A 21,049-nucleotide genomic window follows, 5' to 3' on the forward strand; every position below is an offset into this window, starting at 1 on the left:
CGTCCTTCAGCAGCTCCTCGGCGACCAGGACCCACTCGCCGTCCCGGGCGGGCAGCGGGAGGGTGCCCGCCCAGCAGGCCACGAGCCGGCGCGGCACGTCCGCGTCCTCGGCCGGCTGTCCGGCCCGGGCCGGGGCCAGGACGTGCGGGAGCAGCCGGCGCACCCCGGCCGGGGGGAGGGCGCCGGCATCGGCCAGGCGCAGCAGCGCGCCGAGCACGTGCGGGCCGGCCGGGGCGAGCTCGGCGGCGTGGCCGGCCAGCCACCGGCCCGCGGTCTCGGGGGCGGCGGCGGCCAGGTGCTCCAGGAACGGGGCCGCCGGCCACACGCTGGCGCTCTCGTCGGCGAGCAGCAGGTGCGGCGCGTGCTCCTGAAGGGCCCCCAGCCACGCCGGCGCCGGGGCGGAGCCGAAGAAAAAGGCGGTGGCGCGCGGGTCCGCCCAGCCGGCCAGCTCCCGCGCCTCGGCCGTGCCCGGCTCCTTGAGGGCGGCCAGCTCCAGGACCCGGGCGGCGCGGCCGTGCAGCGGCACCAGCAACTCCCGCGCCAGCAGCAGGACCTCCCGGTAGACGCCGGCCGCGCCGGCCAGGTCGGCCTCGCCGCCGTGCAGCGTGCCCGACGTCCTGCCGTACACCTCGCCCCACCCGGCAAGGGCCTGCTCGTGGTAGCTGCCCAGCGCCACGCCCATCAGCCGCTCGGCGATCCCCGCCGCCCGGGCCCGGTGGAAGCCGCCCGGGCGCGTCAGCTGCCCGCGCAGCACCTCGGCGGCTACCCGCAGGCGGCCCAGGCCGGCGGATGTGTTCGCGGCCCGCTGCGGCGCCGGTGAACCCTCGGGCGGTCCGCCGGCGGCGGGCTCGCCGGCCGGGGGCACGGCGGCGGCCGGCGGGTCGGGGAGGGTGTCGACCGCGGCGAGCAGGTCCTTCGCCGCGGACTTCAGGCCCACCGCGTCCGGGGCGCCCGGCAGGCTCAGCAGGGCGTCCGCCGCACCGCGCAGGCACGACTCCGCGACCTCCGCCGGCCGTTCCAGGTAGGTGCCGGCCAGGACCCGGCGCGCGTCCCGGAGCAGACCCAGCGCCCGCACGCCGGCGGCGCCCTGCGCGGTCAGGGCCGCGGCCAGGACCTCATCGACCACCGGCAGTCGCGCCGCGGGCAGTTCACCGCCCACCGGCGGCATCATGGTGCTCACCGGTGCACCGTAGAGCCCGCCGGGCAGAGCATGGGCGCGAACCGGCCGGCCCGCGGCCGGGGCGGGCGCCGGCCGTCGCGGCCGTCAGCGTGCGGGGCGGCGGCCGGTGCCCGGGCCGCCGCGGGTGCGCAGGGTGGTGCCGGCCTCGGAGAGCAGGCGGTGGACGAACCCGTACGAGCGCCCGCAGCCGTGCGCGAGGGCGCGGATCGAGGCCCCCGCGGTGTACGCCTTCTTCAGCTCGGCCCCGAGCTTGAGCCGGGCCGGCCCGGTGACGTGAACGCGGCGCCCCAGCATGGCGACTCCCTTCTCTCCCTCTCCTCGGTGTCCGGGAGGGACGGCTACTGATGGCGGGCGGCGTCGACGTCGCCGGCGTTGACCAGCGCCCTCCTCAACCCCTGCCACGCGGCCGGGCGTTCGGCCGCGGGCAGGGCGGCCGCCGCGTCCAGCAGGGCGCGGGCGTGCCCGCGTACAGCCGGGTCCGTCCATGTCCCGGGCGCGTGGGTGACCAGCAACTCGGCGAGCAGCAGGGCGTCGTGGCTGCCGGGGTGGGCGGCGGCGCGTTCGGCGACGAGGTCGGCGTGGCTCAGGGCCGGGGAGTGCTCGGCGCTGGAGCGCGTCAGCTCCAGCCACACCGGCTCGTCGACGGCCGCGTCGGCGAACGCGCCCGCCCCGGCCAGCGCGCCGGCGGGCAGGCCGGCGGCCAGCGCGGCACGCCACAGGTCCACAGCAGCCCGCACCCGCGCCTGCCCGGCCGGCGGGAGCGGACGCGCGGCGCCGGTGCGCGGCGTGGAGAGGGCGATCGTCTCCAGCAGGCCTGAGACCGCGGCCGCCCCGTCCCCGTCGGCTCCGGCCAACTGCGTCCACCAGGCGGCGGGTTCGCCCAGGAGGGCCGGATCGGTCAGCAGCGCGGCCGCGGTGTGGCCGGCGGCCTCGCGCGCCAGGCCGTGGGCGCCGCGCAGCGCGCCGATCAGGTCGGCCCGGTCCAGGGCGGCGAGCAGCGGCGGGCTGGGCGGTCCCCAGCGCAGCCACGACGCGGCCGGCGAGGGCCCGGACGAGAGGATCCGGTACAGGGCGGTGCGGTGGACGGCGGTGAAGTCGGGGGCGTAGTGGTGCAGGGCCGGCAGGCGTACGCCGATCGCGGTGGCCACCGCGTCCTGGGCAGCGGCCGCGGGCAGCGCGCCGGCCACCGCCCGGAGCACCTCGGCCGGCATCCGCCCGCGAGCGCGCACCTGGTGGACGGCGTACTCGAGCAGGCACCCCAGCGCCCGCACCCGCGGATCCGACCCCAGCAACGCCGGTCCCCCCGGGTTCCCGACCACCGGGTCCGGGCCGACGGGGATCGGGTCGGCGGGGTCGTCGACAGGGACCGGGTCGGCCCCGGCCTGTCCGGTGCTGTCGGGTGCGGGCCGGGCCAGGGCGGCCGCCAGGGCGTGCAAGCGGGCCAGGGCCTCCTGTTCCTGGCCCGCCTGCAGGGCGGTGTCCGTGCGCCACGCGGTGGTGAGCAGGTCGAACAGGGCCTGGTCGGCGAAGAGCCGCCCGTCGGCCCGGCCCGCGGTCGCCGGGTGGTCGAAGGTCCGGACGAGGCCGAGGGCCGCGGTGACGGCGCCGGCGAGTGCTCCGCCGGGGAAGGCGCCAGGGCGGTCGGCGTGGCCGGCGGCCGCGGCGAGGTAGAACGCTCCGAGCTCCGGCAGCTTGAGGGCGTTCAGGATGGCGGGCACGTCGGCAGTCCAGGCGGCCGGGTCGGCGGCGACGAGGTGGTGCAGGACCATCGCGTAGCCGCCGTCGCCGGCGTCCGGTGCCGCGGCCAGCTCGGCGGCGGCCGCCGCCGGCCCGCGGGCTTCGGCCGGCTCGGACAGGTCCTCGGCGGTCAGGGCGGTGGTCGCCGTGACCGGCACCGGCGCGGGGACGGTGCGCGGGTCCGCAGGGCCAGCGGGCTTCAGCCGGCGCAGCCGCTCCAGCACCGGCTCCCAGCCGGCCAGCACGCGCGCGGGCAGGAGCGGCGACCAGTCCCACACCCGCAGCCACGAGGCGAGCGGCTCCCGGGTGCCGTCCACCTGGCCGGCGCCGGCGGGAAGGACCTTCTCCAGCTCGGCGGCCGCAGGAGGCGCGCCGAGCGCGGTGCGCACCCGCGTCTCCAGCTCCCCGGCGCGCTCGGGCGGGCAGGCGCCGAAGACCAGAGCGGCCAGGCGGGCCGGCTCCGGTGCGGCCCCGGCTGCCACCAGGCGCGGTATGAGCTCGATCGCCTGCTCCCACCACTCGTTCACCTCCCCGGCACCGTCTCCAGCGCCGGCGGGCGCCGGAGACAGAGCGGCTGCGGGTGTGGGCGGCCGGGCGGCGAGGTGGGCGGCCATCAGGCGGTCGTGCAGCGGGGCGTCGACGCCGGCCAGCCGGCGGACGGCGCGTGTGCGCACGCCCAGGGCGACGCCGGAGTCCGCGTCGGCCGCGGCCAGGTCGAGCAGGGTGCGCGCCAGCCGAGGTCCGCCGTACGCGGCCGGATCACCGGCGTGCACCAGGGCGAGGTCGCCGCCGAAGACCAGCGGCCGGGACGCGGCCGGCAGCAGGGCGACGTCGCGGGCGAGCAGGCCGGCCAGCACCGCCCGGATCATCGCGACGTCCCCGTGCGCGGGGTTGCCGCGGCCGGCCGGGTAGGCCGTCACCGCGAGCTCACGCAGCAGCACCGCCGCCTCGGAGCCGGGCAGCCGGGCGGCGGCGTCCTCGGTGATCTGCTCCCGCAGCTTCTCCTCGTGGGCCAGCGCGGCCGCCATCGCCGCTTGGGCGGCGGCCTGATCCCCGGACGCCGCCTGCTCCTTGACGGCGGTCTCGGCGACGGCCACCCGCTCGGCGGCGGCTCGCAGCGACAGGTGGCCGGCGTGCTCGTCCTCGACCGCGCCGGCCAGCATCCCCTCCACCGCGATGATCCAGTCCCGTGTCCGTCCCGCCCGCGGGACCGTACGGGCCCAGCGGGCCGCCAGGCGCAGCGTCGTCCCCGCCGCCGCTCCCCCGCCGGCGCGCACCGCCGCGGCGTCGGCCAGGACGGCACGGACCATGGCGGCGCCGACGACGTCGCCGTGGCGCAGCGCGAGGCCCAGCAGCGCATCCAGGGCCGGGCGGCCGGCCGCGGCCACCTGCTGCGCCCGGGTGAGCGCCGGTTCCTGGTCGTCCGGAGCGGCCAGCCACGCCCGGACGGTGTCCGGGTCGGTACCGGCGACGTGCTCGAGGAACGGCGCGGCCGGCCACCGCCCGCCGGCCGCGGCATCTGGCATCAGCAGGTGCGGGGCGTGCTCGGCCAGGACGCCCCACCACACCGGCGCGGGGCCGGAGCGGAAGAAGTAGTCGGTGGCGCGCGGGTCCGCCCAGCGGGCGAGCTCGGCCGCCTCGTCCGCGCCCGGCTGCGTCAGGGCGCAGAGCTCAAGGACCCGGGCGGCGCGCTCGGGCAGCGGGACCAGCAGTTCCCGGGCCGCGTGCAGGAGTTCGGTGTAGAGCAGGACGGCGTCGTCGGGGCCGGCCGCGCGGCCGTGCAGGATGCCCGACGCCAGCCCGTAGACGACTCCCCACACGTCCAGTGCCCTCTCCTGGGCCGCGCCCAGCGTCACGCCCGTCAGCCGCTCGATGACGCCGCGGGCCCGGCCCCGGTGGTAGCCGCCCGGGCGCTTCAGCTCGTCGCGCAGCACCGTTGCCGCCCCCGTCACCCGGTCCCACGCCGGGCCCGTCGGCGCCGCGCCCGGCGGAGCACTGGAGTTGTCGTCGGCGCTGGTGGCCGACGGACGGAGGGCGTCCACCGCGTCCAGCAGGTCCTGCGCCGCGGCCTGCAGGCCCACGCTCTGTGGGGCGCCGGGCAGTTTCAGCAGCGTGTCCGCCGCGGACCGCACACACGCCGCGGCGACCTCCGCCGGCCGCACCAGCCCCGCCCCGGTCAGGGCCCGGTGCGCGTCCTGCAGCAGCCCCAACGCCCGCACCCCCGGCTCGCCCTGGGCCTTCAGGGCCGCAGCCAGCAAGTCGTCGGCGTGCGGCAGGGCTGGTCGGCCGCCGGTCGGCGGCATCTCGGTGTCCACCGGTGCACCGTAGAGCGAACGAGCCGGTACCCGCGGGCGAACCGGGTGGCTCCTCCCCGTCGGGCGCGTGGTGAGCACTTCCGAGGCCGGCCGCTACCGTGACCGGGTGAACACCTCCGACGGCCGGTACGATCCCGCGCGGGACGCCGCCGCGCTGACACACGAAGCGGCCGTCGCCCGCGTCCAGGACGCCAACCTCGCCCGGCTGCGCCGGGAGGACGAGGACGCCGACCGGATCTTCCCGCCCGGCCCGGCCTTCACCGACGCCCTCGTCGACGACGACGCCATGCGCCGGATCGGTGTCGCGACGGAGGCCTACGGGACTGCCAAGCACGCCGCGGGCCGCATGGACCTGTTCCACCGCCTGTTCGAGGGCACCGGCGACGACGACCTCCCCTGGACCGGGTAAACCCGGCCGCGTCGCGCGCGGGGCGGTCACGACGTCGACCGGCCGACAGAGCGCCCCGACGGACCCGGGCCCCGGCGGCGGGGCGACGCACGGAGCGTCTCCAGAACGGTGGTGTCCGGGAGTCCCACTGGGCACCGCTCCACCTCTGCACTGAATTACGGGTGTACTGAATTACGGGTGTACTGAATTCAGTACACCCGCAAGGCTGGTCCCATGGAATTCAGGAGTGAACTGCGCACCGAGCTCGACAACTTCACCTCCAGCAGGAACGCGCTCATCGACATCCTCACCAGGGAGTTCCGCAGCGGCACCTCCGCAAGGGCGCTCTCCAACTCCTTCGCACCGGCCTTCAGCCGGGACCAGGTCGTCCAGTACCTGGGCGCGGTCGCCCTGCACGATTCCGCCCGCAGCGCCCTGAAGAGGGCGGGCCTCGGCGCGGCCGCAGACACCCGCGTCACCGGAATCGACGCCCCTCGCGAGGCGACCCTGAACATCGCCGTGGACCCCGCCGAGACCCCCGACTACGCCGACCTGCCGGGGCAGATCCGCGCCGCGCTCCGCGACTCCCACCTCACCCTGGCGCTCACCCGCGACTTCCCCACGGAAGAGGACACCCAGATCACCGACGACTTCATCGACGAGGTGCTGCTCGACGGCGAACCCGTACGCATCGTCAGGGCCACGCCCGCCACCTGATCGGCGAACTCCTCCTCACGGGCCGGCAGCCGCGTCCCGGCGACGTACGCGTCCGGGCCCCCACCGGCATGACCCCCGCACAGGCCCGGGCCCTCGCCCCCGGCCAGATCCTCGTCGTCGACGAGGCCGCGGGCTTGGCGCGGCAGGTGCTCGACGAGAAGCTCATCCAGCGCGGGAGCGAGGGCCAGACCCGTACGGACGCACGCGCGATGGCCCGGCTCCTGCCGAAGCCGGCGCGCGGCGCCCCCTCCTCGTCGACACCGACCCGCCCCGCAGCCGGGCATCGTGCCGTCCGCGCGGGCGTGGCAAAGGGGACACGGGACGGGGCGAGGCGGCCTGGGACGGCGGACGAGGCGAGCACGCGGGAGCCGGCACGAGCAGACAGCACGGAACGGCCAGCGACGGAACCGCACAGCACACAGCGGACCGACGCGGCCGAGCAAAGCACGGGATGGGCAGCGGGGCCGGGCCACGCAGTGGGCGAGACTGGACCGCCGGTGGGCGTTCTCCCTGCTCGGCTCGGCCGACCAGGCCCTCATCCTGCAGTATGAAACCGACCGCCAGCTCTACGGACACCGCGGTCTGCACTCCCTGCCCGCACCTTCCACGAAGGACCGATCGTGTCTTCCCTAAGGCCCAAGCACTGGACGGCCTCGCAGAGCGCTGCCTTTCGCGAGGTTTCTCGAGAACAGTGGTTGCGCGACGTGCAGGAGGGCCTAGAACCTCAAGTCGCCTTGAGTGAAGGCGGGATACAGCTCTGGAATGCGGCCGACGTGCGTCGCTGGGTGAGGCCAGATGAGTGGCTGTCGCAGCAGTGCGCCGATCACCACGGTATCGACATCAACACCTGGCTGGGCAGCGTACGTACGGGTAAGGCTCCCCGCCCGGTTCGCAAGGTGGACAAACGCCCCGTCTGGCGGCAGGAGGCAGTACGGCACGTGCACTTCCCAGAGCGTTCTGCCAGTGAGGAGGTCGAACCCCTCTGGAACGCGAAACAGTGTGCCGATCACTGGGGCATTTCCCCCAACGCCTGGAGAACCCTCGTACGCGAGGGCAAAACACCGCAGCCATCCCGCTCCCGATACTTCTGGACTCCCGACGACGTCAGGAACATGCAGCTTCCAGACTGACTCAGGCCGGTACCCGCAGGCTCTGGGCACCCACCCGCAGCGCCGAGCAGCTGGGGCTACCCGCGCGCGATTGACCGCGGGCCGGGACCGCTCCCGCCAGGGGGCCCTCGGTATCCACCGGGTGGGCCACCGGCCCGTGTACCCGGCGGATGCCGGGCTGATGGGGACACCACGGAGAGGGCGAGGGCGGACCGGCACGGCGGACGGGACCGTGATGGCCGACGCGGGCGTGCGTCGGCGGGCGGGCCCGACGCAACGGCGGAGGGCCGCGGCGGGCGGCGTACGAGCCGGGCGGAGCGCGAACGACGAGCGCGCGGTCCGGGACGGCACGACGGACACGGCCCGGGCAACGACCAGCAACCCACGCCGGCCCACGTCGGACGGCAGCGGGCTGCGGCGGGCGGGCGACGGCCGGACGGGGAACGGTGGCGGGGCGGCCCGGACAGCGCGTCCACAACCGCCGGGGACGAGACGGGCCCGGCATGGCATGGCACGGCGCCCGGCGCCGGGGCAGTTCGCCGGCGGGGCCCCGGCGGACCGGCCCCTGGTGCGGCGGCCGGCACGGACGCGGGCGACAGCCTGACCGGGCGGCGAGCAGGGGTACGGGGAACAGCGGCGTACGGGCCGGACGAACCCGGCGGAGCACGGGCGGCAGCCGGAGACGGCGCGGGGCCGGGCGGGACCGGGCGGGACCCTAACCGTCGGCGCGCCGGCGCGGCGGAGGTCCCGGTTCGACAGCGTCCGAAGAAGGCGGCCGGGCGAGCGGGAGGCGGAGTGGCAAGCAGGCAGCGGGAGAAGGTCGGGCGAGGAGCAACGGAACAGCGACGTACGGGCCGGACACCGGGCGCCGCCGGGGCACGGGGACGGCGAGCGGCACCACCCCGAGCAGCAGCGGCCCGGCGGGCGGCGGATCCCCGGAGGCCGCGGGTCCCCGGGCGTCGCAGCGAGTTGACGGCAGCCGGGGAGGCGGCGGACGGGATCGGCGCGAGCGGCCACCAACACCCGACGGACACCTCCTCGACCAGGCCGCCGAGCAGCGGAGCACCACCAGGCGAGCAGTAGCAGGCGGGCCGCGGGTCCCTGGGGACGCGGTGAGCGGAGGGCAGCCGGGGAGGCACAAGCGGCGCGACGGCGGACGAGGTCGGCGCGGGCGCCGGAACAGGCTGACCGGCACGCAGGCGACGCAGGCCGGAACATCGCCCAGCAGCCGGCCCACGGCAGGGGCGCGGCGGGCGGCCAGCAGCACGACCGACGAGGCACCGGGCAGCGAGCACCCCTCCGGGGCGGCGGCAGCGGCACGACAGCGGGCCGGGCGGGGCCGGGACAGCGCCCGGCCCCGCACGGGACCAAGAAGGGCCAGGCGGACGGCTTGGCCATTGGCGCCGTGGGGGAAGGCCTGTGTCACGCTTCACCGCCCGCTTCCACTCGGCGGGCATCGGTGCAGCTCAGAGGGGCATGTGAGTGGGGCGTGACACGAGAGCGTGACGCCGGGCGTGACACCCGTGATTGCCGCAGGGCAGGAGGGAACACCACGCGAGCACCGGCGCCCCGCGCTCGGAGGCGGCGTGCCGGTCGGCTCCCGCCGATGCGGCCGCGCTGTCCCTGTCCGGCGGTCAGCCAGCCGCCGAAGCCGGCCGGGCGAGGTCCACCTCGCCGGCTTCGACCAGGGCCCGGCGCAGCTGTTCCGCCTCGGCGGGCCGCTCGGCCTCGGGCAGCGTGGCGGCGGCCTGGAGCAGGGCCCGAGCGTGACGGCGGACGTCGGTGTCGTACGCGGGTTCGGGGGCGGGGCGGGTGAGCAGGTGCGCGGCCAGGAGCAGGGCATCGGGGCTGCGGGGGTGGGCGGCGGCGCGTTCGGCGACCTTGTCGGCGTCGGTCTGGGCGGGGGTGTGGGCGGCGCTGCGCCGGGCCAGGGGCAGCCACACCTCGTCGGGAAAGGTGCCGGCGAAGTAGCCGGCGCCGGCGAGCGCGCCGGGTGGAAGGCCAGCGTCGAGGGCGGCTGTCCACCACACGAGCGCGGTCTCCGCGCCGGTGCGGGCGGCCGGAGCCGGCTCGCCGGTACCGGGGCGCGGGCGGGCCTGGGTAAGGAGGGCGAGCGGCATGAGGAGATGAGAGGCCGCCGCGGCGCCGCCCGGGCCGGCGGTCAGCTCGCGCCAGGCAGCCACGGGGTCACCGAGCGGGGCGCGGTGGCCGGCGAGCAGTGCGTGCGCGGTGTGGAGGGCGGCGCCTGGGCGGTCCTCGCGTACGGCGGCCAGGAGCTGGCCGCGGTCCAGTGCGGCGAGCAGCGCGGGGTCGGGGTGGCACGAGCTCAGCCACGCAGCGGCCGGCGAGGGCCGGCTGGGGGTGAGGTCGTACAGCTCGGGGTGGGCGGCGGTGAAGGCGGTGGCGCGGTAGTGCAGGACGGGCAGGTGCACGCCGGTGGCGGTGGCGACGTTCTCGTCGCCCGGGCGGGCGGCGAGGACGTCGGCGAGCAGGTGGAGGACGTCGCCGGGCATCGTGCCGTCCGCGTGGGCGTGGCTGGCGGCGTACTCGAGCAGGCAGGCGAGCGCGCGGACCGCCGGGGGTGTTTGCGGCAGGCCTGCGGCGGGCTGCTGTTCCTCGCCGGCGGGGGCGGGGTGGGTGAGGGGCTCGGCGAGGGTGTGCAGATGGGCCAGGACGGCCGGCAGGTCCGCGCCGAGGGCGGTACCGGTGCGCCACACGATGTTCAGCAGGCCGAACAGCGCCTGGTCGGCGGAGTCGACCGCGGTGGAGGGCGGGCCGCCGGCCGCGGGCAGGGTGTGGCGCAGGGCGAGGGCGGCGAGGGCGGCCGGGGCTGGGCCGTCGGGGAAGGCGCCGCGGCAGCGCGCGGCGGCCTGGGTGGCGGCGAGGTAGAACGCGCCGAGGTCCGGCCGGGCCAGGGCGGCAAGGACGCGGGGGACGTCGGCGGTCCAGGCGGCCGGGTCCGCGCCGACGAGGCGCTGCAGCACGCGGGCGTAGCCGTCGGCGCCCGCGTCCGGGGCCTGGGCGAGCGCGGCGGCGGCAGGGAGTGGGCCGGCTGCGGCGGCCAGTTTCAGCAGGTCCTGCGTCGCGCGGGTGACGTGGTGGCGCGGCCGCGGGCGGGCGGCGGCGCGCGGGTCGGGCGGCCCGGTCGGCTCCCGGCGGCGCAGCGCGGCCAGCAGCGGGCCGAAGCAGGCGAGCAGCGGGGCGGGGAGCACCGGGGACCAGGCCCACACCCGCTGCCAGGGTGCGGGCAGGCGGGCGGTGCCGTCGGTCCGGCCGGCCGTGGGCAGGACGTGGGCGACCTCGTGGGCGGACGGTGCGGGGCCGAGTGCCGCGCGTGCCCGCTGCTGCAGGCCGGCGGCCTGCTCGGGCGGGCAGGTGTCCCAGACCAGGGCGGCCAGCCGGGCGCCTTCTGGTGTCGGGCGTCCGGCCAGCAGCCGGACGGTGACGTCGGCCGCCCGGTCCCACCACTCCCCCGCGGCCGACGCGGCCGCCGCGGCGGCGGGGTCCGCAGCCGCGGTGCGGGGCGGGTGGGCGGTCAGGTGGGCGGCGAGCAGCCGGTCATGCAGGTGCTCGTCCGCGGCGGCGATCCGCGGCCAGGCCCGCAGCCGCTCGGCGAGCGGAACGCCGGCTGCGGCGTCCGCCGCGGCGAGGTCGAGGACCGCCCGGGCCAGGAACGGGCCGAGGAACGGGCCCAGGACCATGCCCAGGAAGGGGACGTCCTCGTCCCGGAGGCGGACCTCGTCCAGGTCGGTGTCCAGGTCGGTGTAGGTGAAGGCGCTGTCCCTGGCCGTCTCGACGTTGCGGCGCAGCAGGCCCGCCAGCGCGCCCCGGACCGGGCGGGCCCAGCGAGACGGCTCGTCGCCGGCCGGGTGGACGGTGGCCACCAGCTCCCGCAGCAGGGCGATGACGTCCCGCTCGGGCAGGAGGACGGCCCGGATCCGCTCGATCGCCTCGCGGGCTTGCGGGCCGGTGGGCGGCGCCGGGCGGGCGGCGCCGGCCGGGGCCCGCTCCGGCGCGGTGGGGTGGAGCTCCAGGAAGGCGTGGAAAGCCTGGAGACCTGCGTCCACCGCGTCCTTCAGCAGCCCCTCGACGACGAGTAGCCAGTCGCCGTCGCGGTCGGCCGGTGGGAGGGTGCCCGCCCAGTGGGCCGTCAGGCCGCGCGGCCAGAGCGCCTGTTCGGCCGGCGGGCCGGGCGGGGCGGGCGCGAGGACGGCGGGGAGCAGGGAGCGGACGGCGGCGGGGGTGAGGGCCCGGGCCAGGGTCGGGTGCAGCAGCGCGGTCAGCACGCCGGGGCCGGCCGCGGCGAGGGAGACGGTGTGGTCGGCCAGCCACGGCCGGGCGGTGTCCGGGGCCGTGGCGGCGAGGTGCTGAAGGAACGGGGCGGCCGGCCACATGCCGCTCGTCTCGTCGGCCAGGAGCAGGTGCGGCGCGTGTTCGTGAAGGACCGCGAGCCAGGCCGGAGCCGGGCCGGAGCGGAAGAAGAAGGCGGTGGCACGCGGGTCCGCCCAGCCGGCCAGCTCCCGCGCGTGCTCGGGGCCCGGGCTCTCGAGGGCGGCCAGGTGCAGGACCCGGGCGGCGCGGCCGGGCAGCGGCACCAGCAGCTCACGGGCGGCGGCCAGGACCCGCCGGTAGAGGGCGGCGGCCCGCGCCGGGTCGGCGCTACCCCCGTGCAGGGTGCCCGAGGTCTTCCCGTAGACCTCGCCCCACACGCCGAGGGCCTCCTGCTGGGCGGCGCCGAGTCGGACGCCCATCAGGTGCTCGGCGATCCCCGCGGCCCGGGTGCGGTGGTAGCCGCCCGGTCGGTTCAGTTCCGCGCGCAGGGTGTCGGCCGCCTGGCGCAGCCGGAGTTGTTCCTCGGTGCCGGCGGCGGAGGTGTCCGCGGGCGGGCCGGCGTGCTGCCGCGGTACGGCGGCGGGTTGTGGGGGCCCGGCGGCCGGGACACGGCCGGCACCGCCGCTCTGCCCCGCCGCCGGGCGGCTCGGGGCGGCGGGCTCGTCGCGTGGCACCGCGGTCGGACTCCCGGAGGGACCGGGGCGGGCGTCGACCGCGGCGAGCAGAGCAGTGGCCGCGTTCTTCAGGCCGGCCGCTTCCGGGGCGCCCGGCAGGCTCAGCAGCGCATCGGCGGCGCCGCGCAGGCACGACTCCGCGACCTCGGCCGGCCGGCGGAGAAGACCGCCGGCCAGGATCCGGCGCGCGTCCTGCAGAAGGTCCAGCGCCCGCGCCCCCGGCTCGCCCTGCGCGCGCAGCGCGGCGGCCAGGACCTCGTCGACCGTCGGCAGTTCGCCCCCGCTGTCCGGGCGCATCGTCTCCTCGCTCACCGGTGCACCGTAGATCCGGCGCACCAGTACACGGGCCGGAACCGGACAGCCTGCCCTGCGGGGACGAGGCGGACGAGCTCGTGAAGGGGTAGTGCCAGCCGGTCCGACAGCCCGGTCTCCGCGGGCCGCGATGCCGGACACCCGGCGCGGCTGTCACGCTGTCACGCCTGCGCCGCCAGGCCAAGAAGCACGCGTTTCCCCAGGTCAGAGCATATTCTCAGGGAACGTGACACGAGAGCGTGACACCGGGCGTGACGCCTTTGAGGCTTCGGCCGCTGCGCTCGTCGGGATAATCGGGCGCCGGGCGAACAGTGCGGAGGGGGCTGGTGGAGGAGATCTGTGGGGCGAGCGAGACCCGGGAGGGCAGCCGGGCCGCGGCGTGGCATCTGACACCGGGCGCCGAGCACGAGTTCCGCGACTGGCCGTGCACACGGTGCCCGTGGCGTACGGATGCCGACCTGACGGCGTTCTCGGAGCAGGACATGGACATGCTGCGGCGGGCCGACGGGAGGCCGGGGGCGGAGGCCCCGGTCGGTGCTCCGGTGGTCGCCTGCCACCTCGACCAGCCGGGCACGGCCCACGCGTACCGCTGGTGTGCGGGCTGGCTTGCCACGGTGGGCGAGTACCACTTGGCGATCCGGCTGGCCGCGCCTGTATGCCGGCCTGGACGCCCTCCTGGACGCCCTCCTGGCCGCCCTCCTGGCCGCCCTCCTGGCCGCCCGTGCCGAGCAGCTGGGGCTGCCCGCTCGCGGCTGACCGCGCCCCGGGGCTTCTCCCGCCAGGGTGGGGCGCTCGGCCTCCACCGGGCGGCCCGCCGGCCCGCGTGCCCGGCGGGCTGATGGGGGACACCGCGGACTTCCCAGGCCAGGCCGCGGGCGCGGGTCTTGGACACCGGCGTCAGGGCTTGCGCGGCCCCTCCGTCTTTCGGGCGCCGTCCATCGCCCGGGGCAAAGGGGCCGACGGGTGTCCGGACGAACCGCGCCGACGGTGCTGCGCAGCGGCTGGGGCGGAGGATGCCCGTCGGCAGCACGGCTTGCAGCGGCGGGCCGGTGGCGCGGGCAGCAGATGCAGCGGGGCGGCGGGGCAGCACCGCCTGGGCACCGTGCTGCAGGCGGCGGGGAGCAGCAGCGCTTCACTCCGGCGTGCAGCAGGGGGGACGGTGCAGCGGGGGCGGGGAGCAGCGCGAGTGCAGCCGGGTGTGCAGCCGCGCCCGTGCTGCGCCGGCCCCGTGCCGCAGGCCGGCGTCGGGTGCGCGCCGGCGCTGCAGTCTCGTGTGGGGCGCGCGGTCGGGCGGTCGCCTCGCCGGCTTCCGGTGGGCGGCGGTGGGCCCTGCGCGGCCGGACGGTGGGCGGTCGGGCTCTGCGGGGCGTGCCGTCGGCGGTCTCGCTCGGCGGGGCAGGGCCGTTTCGGTGCCGGCGGCGTGTGGCGGGCCTGCCTGTCACGCTGTCACGCTCTCCTCGACGGGACCGCAGTGCAGGTATTTGCACAGGTCAGAGCGTGTTTCCGGGGAGCGTGACAGGTGGCCGTGACGGCGCCCGTGACGCCCGTCGTGACGCGGAGCCGGGTCAGCGGCAGCAGGCTTGCGGGGTCCTGCTCGGGAACCGGGCGGCGGCGGGTGGGTCCGCGGGTCTGGTGCTGGAGCCGGCGACCTGGCCGGGAGGCGCCGGACCGGCGCCTCGGAGGCTCCGGGTGCCATCCGGCGCGGGGCCGGCTCCGCGCATGGAGGCCGATGGGCCGGGGGGTGGCGAACAAGCGGGTACAGCGGGACGGCTGTGGTGCTGCACGGAGGGTGCGCAGCAGCCCGGGGTGCTACACCTTCCCGTGCAGCGTCCTGATCCCGGGGGGCGTGCAGCGGTGACACGTGCTGCCGGCTTGCAGCAGCGGCGGAGGCGGGGCGGAGGTGGCTCGCTGCAGCACGGGGGCGGCGGGGTTGTGCTGCCCGGCCGTGCTGCACGCGCGCCGCGGGCGGTGGGACGGCGGGGAACCTCGGCCGTCCGACACGTCGGGGCGGCCGGCGTCGTCGAGGTCGAGGCGCGATCCCGAGTCGGCGCCGCCGGGCGCTGGGACGCGGGGCCGCGGCGGGCCGGCTCCGCCGCCGAAGCCTTGCCGTACGGATCGGCCCACGCGCCCGGGTCTCCTCCCGGGCGGCGTCGGGCTCGACGTCCGTCGGGCGCTCGGCGATCCCCTGCGGCCCGGGGCCTGGTGGGTAGCCGCCCGGCCGTTCCGCGGGGAGCGCCTCGGCCGCATCCCCAGGCCCGGGCTCGGGGCCCTGCGCCGTTCGGGCCTGTGGCATCGGTGTGCGGGGCGGAGGACTTCCGGGGGACGACGGCGGGTTCCGGGGTACGCAGGGGCGGCGCGGATACGACCCCGCGATGTCGGCAGTCTCGGCCCCGCTCCGGGGTCTGGGTCCTCGCCAGGCGGAACCGCCCCGGACGCCGGACCCGGTGCTCGGGGCCCGGGCCCGGCAACGGGACGGGACGGGACGGCGGCAAGAACGACGGGCGGCAGGCATCGGCCACCGTGACGCAGTCGGCGGCCGGAGGTACTGGCGCTGCACGCTGCACAGGTCCGGGATGCCGATCCGCGCGCTCGGCACCAGGCGACCGCCTCGCTGACTTCCGGCAGGCGTCACCGAAGCTCGTCCCCGGTCATGGTTCCCTCGCGCACTCGGCAGGGCGCCTCGGCGCCGAGGATGGTGTTGGGTCCGACTGTCACGCTGTCACGCTCATACCAGCGAACACCGTGATGCTGGCTTCTACGCAGGTCAGAGCGTGTACGCGTCGGGCGTGACACCGGCCGTGACACCCGACGTGACACCCGACGTGACACAACCTGGGGCGGATGAGCAGGAGGCCAAGCTGGTGGCCGGTCAGCAGCGGATGATCCCCCTGGGCTCCCCGGGACAGGGGCGGACGTTACGCCGTGAGTGACGAGTCCGCTTGCTCTAGCTGGCTCCGCGCAACCGACCCGGGACCTACGGGGTGACGAGCAGCCGGAGTGTCCCGGGTGGGGGTGCAGCACCGGGTGCTGCACGTGCTCGTGCAGCAGCCTGTCCGCGAGGACATGGACCGATGGTCCGGGGGCTGCACGGCGGGCAGCGTGCTGCTCGCAGCAGCAAGTGCCGTGGACTCGCTGTGGAAGGGCGTGGCGAAGCCGTGCTGCGCGGCTGCGCTGCACGGCCGGGTAAGTCGTCGCTGCCTGGGTGCGTACTGGGGCTCAGGGTCTTATTGGGTCTAAGAGCCGCCACGGATTGAGGCTGGGTCTCACGGCTGAGGGCGATGCTTGCGGTCGATCTGCTCCACGCGAGCGCTCAGGGCGGCGACGGTACGGCGGACGTCGGTGACGGTGTCGCGCAGAACCTCTTCGAGGGCCAGCCTCATGCTGTAGCCGTCGCGCTCGTTCGCGACGGCGTAGGCCGTGCCCACGTCGATGCCCTCCAGGGTGACGGTGCCAGTGAGGAGGACGTCGTGGCGGTCGTTCTCCAGAAGGTCGTGGTAGGACCGGGCGTCCTCGGCCGTCGCGCGGCGGACCTGGAGCACGACGAGGTAACCCTCGTGGGAGAAGCGGGCAATGCCGTCGAGGTCAAGGCGGAAGCCGGGATCGGCGGGGACTCCGAGCTGGCACAGTTCCATGCAGGTTCTCCGGGAAGTTGGGGCTTGGGCAGGCCGGGCCGAGCGGTGAGAGCGCGGGACAGCGATCGAGGAGCCGGCCGTTCCCGTTCAGGAGGCGGCGTAGCCCAGGAACAGCCATGTGCCGTCGTCAACAGGGATCGCACCGGCGGGACCGCGCTTGTCGCGGATGCGCTCGTCGTCGGTGTTGAGGAGGTGCGCGGCGAGCTTCTCAGCTTCGGTCGCGGTCATAGGCCGGTCTGCGACCAGCACGTACTCGTCCTTCTCGGCGATGGTCCCGGTGTATGGGCGGTGCCCGTACTCCCACGCTGCTTCCTCCTTGGCGTTGACGAACGCCTGCTCGACGTCCCTACCAGAGCTCGCGGTGATGAAGTCGTAGGACCCCATGTGCAGCGTCCCTTCTGGCGGTGGAGTGAGCCCTCAGAGTGCTTGGCGGGCACGCGTGGGGGGGGGAAGGGCGTCGCCGCTGCCCGGATTGTTCGGGGCAGCGGCGACGCCGGGCGATCGCGCTCCGGGGGGCGGAGCCATCGCCGCTGCGCACCGGAGGGGAGGGCGCGGCAGGGGAGGATGGTCTGCGGCGACGCCCCTGGGGGATGGGGGCGCCACCAGTACCCTCGGCGGGATTTGAACCCGCGGTCTCCCCCTTGAAAGGGGGGCGAGATCGGCCTGACTACTCCACGAGGGTGTGGGTGGTTTCCCGCCGTCGGCCGGTGATCGGATCAGGTAGGGCCCGTACGGGCTTGCTCTTCACCTTCTCCGGCCGACGGTCGGGCCGTACGCGGTTCCTCCCCAGGAGCCGCGTGCGGTGCGTGTCGAGAGGTCCGGCTCGGCTGGGGTGCCTCGCCTTCCCGCTGTCACGTCGTGAACTCTGCGGGCACTGCTCCCGCTCCTCCCCCACACGGGGGTGTGCTGCTGACACCCGAGTCCCAGAGGGCGCGCTTTCCCTCCTTCAACTCACACCGGGGATCAACCGGGCGAGTTCGCTTGCTGTGCTGTCACGCACCCTCTCAACGGGGATGTCCCCTCTGGAGGGGGCGCGTGCGCTCCGCGATCCGATGGGACTTGGACCCCTGCCCTCGATGCCTCAAGGGCCAGCTTCCGGTAGCTGCGGACCTGCCAATCGGGTCGGCCGCTCCGCCCGGTCGGCGTCCAGCGGGGTTGACCACCCCCGTTGACTCTTTTACTTTAACACAAGGTGAGCTAGCGGTCAACCTTTAAGGGTCAATCGGCCTCTCCCCCGTTGGCGTTCAGTCCGTGGCGTCAGGGACGGCAGAGAACACGGCGAGCTCCAGGACGTACAGGCGCCGGCACCTCAGGCATGTCACTTCCTCACCCCATTCCGGCAGGTTGAACCAGGCGCGGCACGGCTCGCAGTGCACCGAGTGCTTCTTGAGTCCCGCCGTCGCGATGTTGGTCTTCAACGGGATGCGGGCGACCGCCTTGGCGGCGCCGCGCAGCCGGTGCACAAGCAGGCTCCGGAGCCCTTCCCCGTCGGGGTGGTTCGGCCTCATGGGGCTGATCCTCATCGAGAGCCTGAAGTCGATCCGGGACAACGGCATGTGCAGCTCCTGGGGGGTTGGGCGGGGCGCTTACTTCCGCCCGTATTCACTAATGTATCCACACTCCTTTGAGTCAAGTTTATTGAGTCACTGCGGATCGCCGCCGTTCTGTGACCCTTTACTTTTTACCCATAGGCACCCATCGGGTACATTAGTATCAGTTGGCAGGCGGTAGCCCCCTCACTCACCTGGAGCTCACACTGACCGCTCTCATCTCCCTCAACTCCCACGGCCACCTGTCCATCCCGCGCCTCGCCGCGCGTTACTCGTTCGAGCGCAGGGACACCACCGAGGGCGCCTGGCGGACGATGGACCGCTACACGATGCCCGACGGCACGCTCGCGGGCGCGAGCGTCGAGCTCGTCGGCGCCGTGTTGCTCCACAGGAAGGACAGCATGGCCACCCTGGAGAACGGCCTTCTGACGCTCTTCGCCGACAACGTCAGCTTTCGGTTCACGCCGGTCGACGGCTGGGAGCGGCTGACTCCCGCCCACACACTCGCTGCCCGCTACGGCGTCGAGTCGACGCACGCCGGACGGGGCACCTGAACCACGAGGGACAGCCTCAAGGACAAGGCGTCCGCAACCGAGGTCCGCACGCTCACCAACGACGTGCTGCGGATCGGCAGCGACGTCTCCGTGCACACCAGCGGCGTGCTCATCGCCGAAACGCGGGCCGAGGGAATTGCCCTTCGATTCACCCCCCTCGCCGTGTCCGAATCGTCGGCCGCTGGCATAGCCCACAGCGCCTGACGAGCGCTCAACCACGGGTCTACCTCGCTGGCTCAGCACCTTTATCCGGTTCAGACCGACCTCAAGCGGCCATGCCGCGAACTTCCCCGCCTGGCTCCCGCCCCACCGTAAGGAGTGCCACATGTCCTCCGCACCGCCGCCCGAAAGCCGCCCGGACGACGACCAGGCCGAGACCCACGAGCAGTGCCACGACCTTGTCAGCGGCTACGACGAGGACGGCCCCGCCACCTTCGACTGCGGCGCCCCGTTGCGTCATACGGAATCGGGCTACAGCTGCGCCCGCGGCGGCGGGTAAGACCAAACCGGCCACCACGAACCTTCCAGCGCGACGCCAGGAGCGGCCATGACCCACGACATCACCACCACCAACACCCCCACAGCCCTCGCTTCCCTCTACGACCGTTTCGAGCTCCCTCACACCGACCCGGCGGTCTGGATCGGCGACCACCTCCACCTGTTCACCTTGGGTTACATCGAGCACGCCGCCGCTGCACTGCGCCTGCTCCCCACCCGCTGATCGCCGCAGACGGCGGGGCCACTCCAGCCCGCCGACCTCACCAGCCCCGACCCGCCCTCGCAGCCCGGAGAACCCATGACCCCTCGAAGACCCCGGAACAGGTCCGCTCGGAACAACTCGCGACGATCACGCGCGCCGTCGACCACCTGACCACCGCCGACGCCGCGACGCTGCGCGAGCAGCTCGCCTCCACCTCCATCCATGACCACTGGAAGCGGGACCCCGCAGGGCTCGCTGCCCTCCTGCGCACCGCATCCGCCCCCCGCGACACGTCCATCTACGGCCTGTGGGCCGGCGCCGTCTCGGTCCTGCGCGCAGCCGGTCTCCCGAACTGAAGCGTCACAGCAGGGCGGCGGCCAACGGCGGGCCACCGCCGAGGGCGCACCGCTTCCCCGCTCCACCCAGGCTCACCCCGCCCAGCGCGACCATTTTAATTTGACGCCTCCACCCCGATGGAGTACATTAGAGATTACTGGGGCGGGTGACCAAGCACCCGGACCGGCCGCCACGAACCACCGCCGCAGGGAGTGCGCCATGACCGCCATGCTCACCGAGACCACCTTCCGCCTCATCGGCACCGAGGTCCTGGAGGTCATCGACTTCGACCGCATCGAGTGCGGCCAGTGCGGCAAGCTCTCCCCCTTCCTCGACGACGCGGACGAGGGCACCGACGCGGGCGACGACCTCGACGACTGCGGCTGCCCCCACCAGATGTGCCCCGACTGCGCCGACGAGTGGTGCGGCGTCCGCGACACCACGCCCCGCCTGTTCGGGATGCGAGTCGCCTGAACCACCCCGGTCGGGGCGGCCGACCAGCCGCCCCGATCCCCCAATCCCCTCCGAGGAGGTACTCATGGACCAGCGAGCCGAGCAGCGCCAGGCTGAGATCCGCGCGCTCATCGACAGCGACGCGCTCACCCTGGAGCAGGCCAGGGCCGCTCTCCAAGGCCTCCTGGACGTGACCGCCTCGGCGCAGGCCGGACCGGACGTCACCTCCTACGGCTACGGCATGGACCTCCCGCGCGAGATCGTCGACGCCGAGTACGCGGCGCGGGAGGCAGTCGGCAACGACCTGGACGAGTCGCTGGTCCGGGCCCTGCGACCGACGGGCACGGAAGGCCGCCCCGGCTTCGGTGGCTCCCCCTCCTAGCCGGAACCACCAGGACCGAATGCCGGCCGTGAACTTGCCGGACCGCCAACGCACTCACCCCCCGCCTGAACAGAGGACACGAGCATGACCGTGACGACGACTTCACCGGCTTCGGACCCGCACACGGCTGGCTACCTGGCCCTGCGGCTGCCCTCCGGGACGTGGGTCCGCCACGTGGACAACGAGGCCCCGCGTACCTGGATCACGCTGCCCTGCGTGTGCTCGCTCTGCATGTCCGCGACACTGCTCGGCGCGCCCGCTTCCTACTACGAACTGCGCACGTACGACGAGGCGGAGGCGCCTCTCATCCACGTCTGCCACACGTCGGTTGTCCCCCAACTCCGACCGGACGAGCTGTTCCAGACTTACGCCCCTCCGTTGACGCTGCCGCAGACGGCGGCCCACCTGCGACGGATGCTGCGGCAGTCCTTCCCCGGCGTCCGGCTCTCGGTCCGCCGCAAGCACGGCTGGAGGCTCACCGTGAGCTGGAGCGGCGGTCCCTCTCAGGTCGAGGTGGCGACGGTCGCCGCGCCGCTGCTCGCCGACTACACCGCGCCGGAGCGGCGCCGGGCGCAGCCGGTCACGGTGACCCGGTTCGGACGCGCGACGCACGGAACGCCGCTCGTGGACGCGATCGCGCTGCGCCGCCGCTGACCGACTCCTGCGCCCGCTGGCCGC

Annotated in this window: 15 protein-coding genes, 1 tRNA gene and 1 pseudogene; 9 read left to right on the forward strand and 8 right to left on the reverse strand. The window is 75.4% G+C overall.

Features of this window, described 5'->3' with window-relative positions:
• From ACZ6K0_RS37000 to ACZ6K0_RS37010, 3 genes and pseudogenes are all read right to left on the reverse strand, one after another.
• Window positions 1–1,171, reverse strand: a pseudogene (locus ACZ6K0_RS37000) (hypothetical protein); the annotation flags it as partial.
• A gap of 93 nt (window positions 1,172–1,264) precedes the next feature.
• Entirely contained in the window at window positions 1,265–1,474 is a 210-nt protein-coding gene (locus ACZ6K0_RS37005; RefSeq protein WP_469577764.1) for a helix-turn-helix domain-containing protein, read from the reverse strand.
• 44 nt (window positions 1,475–1,518) lie between these two features.
• Window positions 1,519–5,232, reverse strand: coding sequence for a hypothetical protein (locus ACZ6K0_RS37010; RefSeq protein ID WP_469577766.1), 3,714 nt, complete (start codon window positions 5,230–5,232; stop codon window positions 1,519–1,521).
• 106 nt (window positions 5,233–5,338) lie between these two features.
• Between ACZ6K0_RS37010 and ACZ6K0_RS37015 the strand changes: the two genes are divergently transcribed.
• The gene (locus ACZ6K0_RS37015) at window positions 5,339–5,641 is read left to right on the forward strand and encodes a hypothetical protein (RefSeq protein WP_469577767.1); all 303 of its coding nucleotides are present in this window, start codon (window positions 5,339–5,341) and stop codon (window positions 5,639–5,641) included.
• A gap of 213 nt (window positions 5,642–5,854) precedes the next feature.
• On the forward strand, window positions 5,855–6,337 hold the full coding sequence (locus ACZ6K0_RS37020; RefSeq protein WP_469577769.1) for a hypothetical protein: 483 nt from the start codon (window positions 5,855–5,857) through the stop codon (window positions 6,335–6,337).
• A 2,743-nt stretch (window positions 6,338–9,080) separates the two neighbouring features.
• Here the strand turns inward: ACZ6K0_RS37020 and ACZ6K0_RS37025 are convergent.
• Window positions 9,081–12,764, reverse strand: a complete 3,684-nt coding sequence (locus ACZ6K0_RS37025; protein WP_469577771.1) for a hypothetical protein — start codon at window positions 12,762–12,764, stop codon at window positions 9,081–9,083.
• A 326-nt stretch (window positions 12,765–13,090) separates the two neighbouring features.
• On the opposite strand from ACZ6K0_RS37025, the gene ACZ6K0_RS37030 reads away from it, so the two are divergent.
• Window positions 13,091–13,603, forward strand: a complete 513-nt coding sequence (locus ACZ6K0_RS37030; protein ID WP_469577773.1) for a DUF6283 family protein — start codon at window positions 13,091–13,093, stop codon at window positions 13,601–13,603.
• 2,424 nt (window positions 13,604–16,027) lie between these two features.
• Here the strand turns inward: ACZ6K0_RS37030 and ACZ6K0_RS37035 are convergent.
• The 4 genes from ACZ6K0_RS37035 to ACZ6K0_RS37050 all read right to left on the reverse strand — a co-directional run bounded on the left by ACZ6K0_RS37035 (window position 16,028) and on the right by ACZ6K0_RS37050 (window position 17,904).
• Window positions 16,028–16,396: a hypothetical protein gene (locus ACZ6K0_RS37035; protein ID WP_469577775.1), complete on the reverse strand. Its 369-nt coding sequence runs from the start codon at window positions 16,394–16,396 to the stop codon at window positions 16,028–16,030.
• An 87-nt stretch (window positions 16,397–16,483) separates the two neighbouring features.
• Complete coding sequence (locus ACZ6K0_RS37040) at window positions 16,484–16,780, reverse strand: hypothetical protein (protein ID WP_469577777.1); 297 nt, start codon at window positions 16,778–16,780, stop codon at window positions 16,484–16,486.
• 222 nt (window positions 16,781–17,002) lie between these two features.
• A tRNA-Glu gene (locus ACZ6K0_RS37045) sits at window positions 17,003–17,078 on the reverse strand.
• Between the two features lie 562 nt (window positions 17,079–17,640).
• The gene (locus ACZ6K0_RS37050) at window positions 17,641–17,904 is read right to left on the reverse strand and encodes a hypothetical protein (protein WP_469577779.1); all 264 of its coding nucleotides are present in this window, start codon (window positions 17,902–17,904) and stop codon (window positions 17,641–17,643) included.
• 209 nt (window positions 17,905–18,113) lie between these two features.
• Here ACZ6K0_RS37050 and ACZ6K0_RS37055 point away from each other — a divergent pair, with 209 nt between their 5' ends.
• The 6 genes from ACZ6K0_RS37055 to ACZ6K0_RS37080 all read left to right on the forward strand — a co-directional run bounded on the left by ACZ6K0_RS37055 (window position 18,114) and on the right by ACZ6K0_RS37080 (window position 21,025).
• The gene (locus tag ACZ6K0_RS37055; RefSeq protein WP_469577781.1) at window positions 18,114–18,500 is read left to right on the forward strand and encodes a hypothetical protein; all 387 of its coding nucleotides are present in this window, start codon (window positions 18,114–18,116) and stop codon (window positions 18,498–18,500) included.
• A gap of 325 nt (window positions 18,501–18,825) precedes the next feature.
• Window positions 18,826–18,999: a hypothetical protein gene (locus ACZ6K0_RS37060; protein WP_469577783.1), complete on the forward strand. Its 174-nt coding sequence runs from the start codon at window positions 18,826–18,828 to the stop codon at window positions 18,997–18,999.
• A 48-nt stretch (window positions 19,000–19,047) separates the two neighbouring features.
• Window positions 19,048–19,221, forward strand: a complete 174-nt coding sequence (locus ACZ6K0_RS37065) for a hypothetical protein (protein WP_469577785.1) — start codon at window positions 19,048–19,050, stop codon at window positions 19,219–19,221.
• 534 nt (window positions 19,222–19,755) lie between these two features.
• Window positions 19,756–20,010 (forward strand): hypothetical protein, encoded by a 255-nt coding sequence (locus ACZ6K0_RS37070; RefSeq protein ID WP_469577787.1) that lies wholly within the window; start codon window positions 19,756–19,758, stop codon window positions 20,008–20,010.
• A gap of 64 nt (window positions 20,011–20,074) precedes the next feature.
• A complete protein-coding gene (locus ACZ6K0_RS37075; protein WP_469577789.1) occupies window positions 20,075–20,371 on the forward strand; it encodes a hypothetical protein in 297 nt (98 codons plus the stop codon).
• An 84-nt stretch (window positions 20,372–20,455) separates the two neighbouring features.
• Complete coding sequence (locus ACZ6K0_RS37080) at window positions 20,456–21,025, forward strand: LPD29 domain-containing protein (protein WP_469577791.1); 570 nt, start codon at window positions 20,456–20,458, stop codon at window positions 21,023–21,025.
• The last annotated feature ends 24 nt before the right edge of the window (window positions 21,026–21,049 follow it).

The sequence above is a fragment of the Streptomyces sp. NPDC042346 genome (assembly GCF_055581845.1).

What these genes read in the sequence shown, in the direction of transcription:
- ACZ6K0_RS37075 (WP_469577789.1), top strand. Translation starts at nt 20,075, where the DNA reads ATGGACCAGCGAGCCGAGCAGCGCCAGGCTGAGATCCGCGCGCTCATC.
- ACZ6K0_RS37005 (WP_469577764.1), bottom strand. Translation starts at nt 1,474, where the DNA reads ATGCTGGGGCGCCGCGTTCACGTCACCGGGCCGGCCCGGCTCAAGCTC.
- ACZ6K0_RS37070 (WP_469577787.1), top strand. Translation starts at nt 19,756, where the DNA reads ATGACCGCCATGCTCACCGAGACCACCTTCCGCCTCATCGGCACCGAG.
- ACZ6K0_RS37020 (WP_469577769.1), top strand. Translation starts at nt 5,855, where the DNA reads ATGGAATTCAGGAGTGAACTGCGCACCGAGCTCGACAACTTCACCTCC.
- ACZ6K0_RS37060 (WP_469577783.1), top strand. Translation starts at nt 18,826, where the DNA reads ATGTCCTCCGCACCGCCGCCCGAAAGCCGCCCGGACGACGACCAGGCC.
- ACZ6K0_RS37040 (WP_469577777.1), bottom strand. Translation starts at nt 16,780, where the DNA reads ATGGGGTCCTACGACTTCATCACCGCGAGCTCTGGTAGGGACGTCGAG.
- ACZ6K0_RS37050 (WP_469577779.1), bottom strand. Translation starts at nt 17,904, where the DNA reads ATGAGGCCGAACCACCCCGACGGGGAAGGGCTCCGGAGCCTGCTTGTG.
- ACZ6K0_RS37065 (WP_469577785.1), top strand. Translation starts at nt 19,048, where the DNA reads ATGACCCACGACATCACCACCACCAACACCCCCACAGCCCTCGCTTCC.
- ACZ6K0_RS37080 (WP_469577791.1), top strand. Translation starts at nt 20,456, where the DNA reads ATGACCGTGACGACGACTTCACCGGCTTCGGACCCGCACACGGCTGGC.
- ACZ6K0_RS37035 (WP_469577775.1), bottom strand. Translation starts at nt 16,396, where the DNA reads ATGGAACTGTGCCAGCTCGGAGTCCCCGCCGATCCCGGCTTCCGCCTT.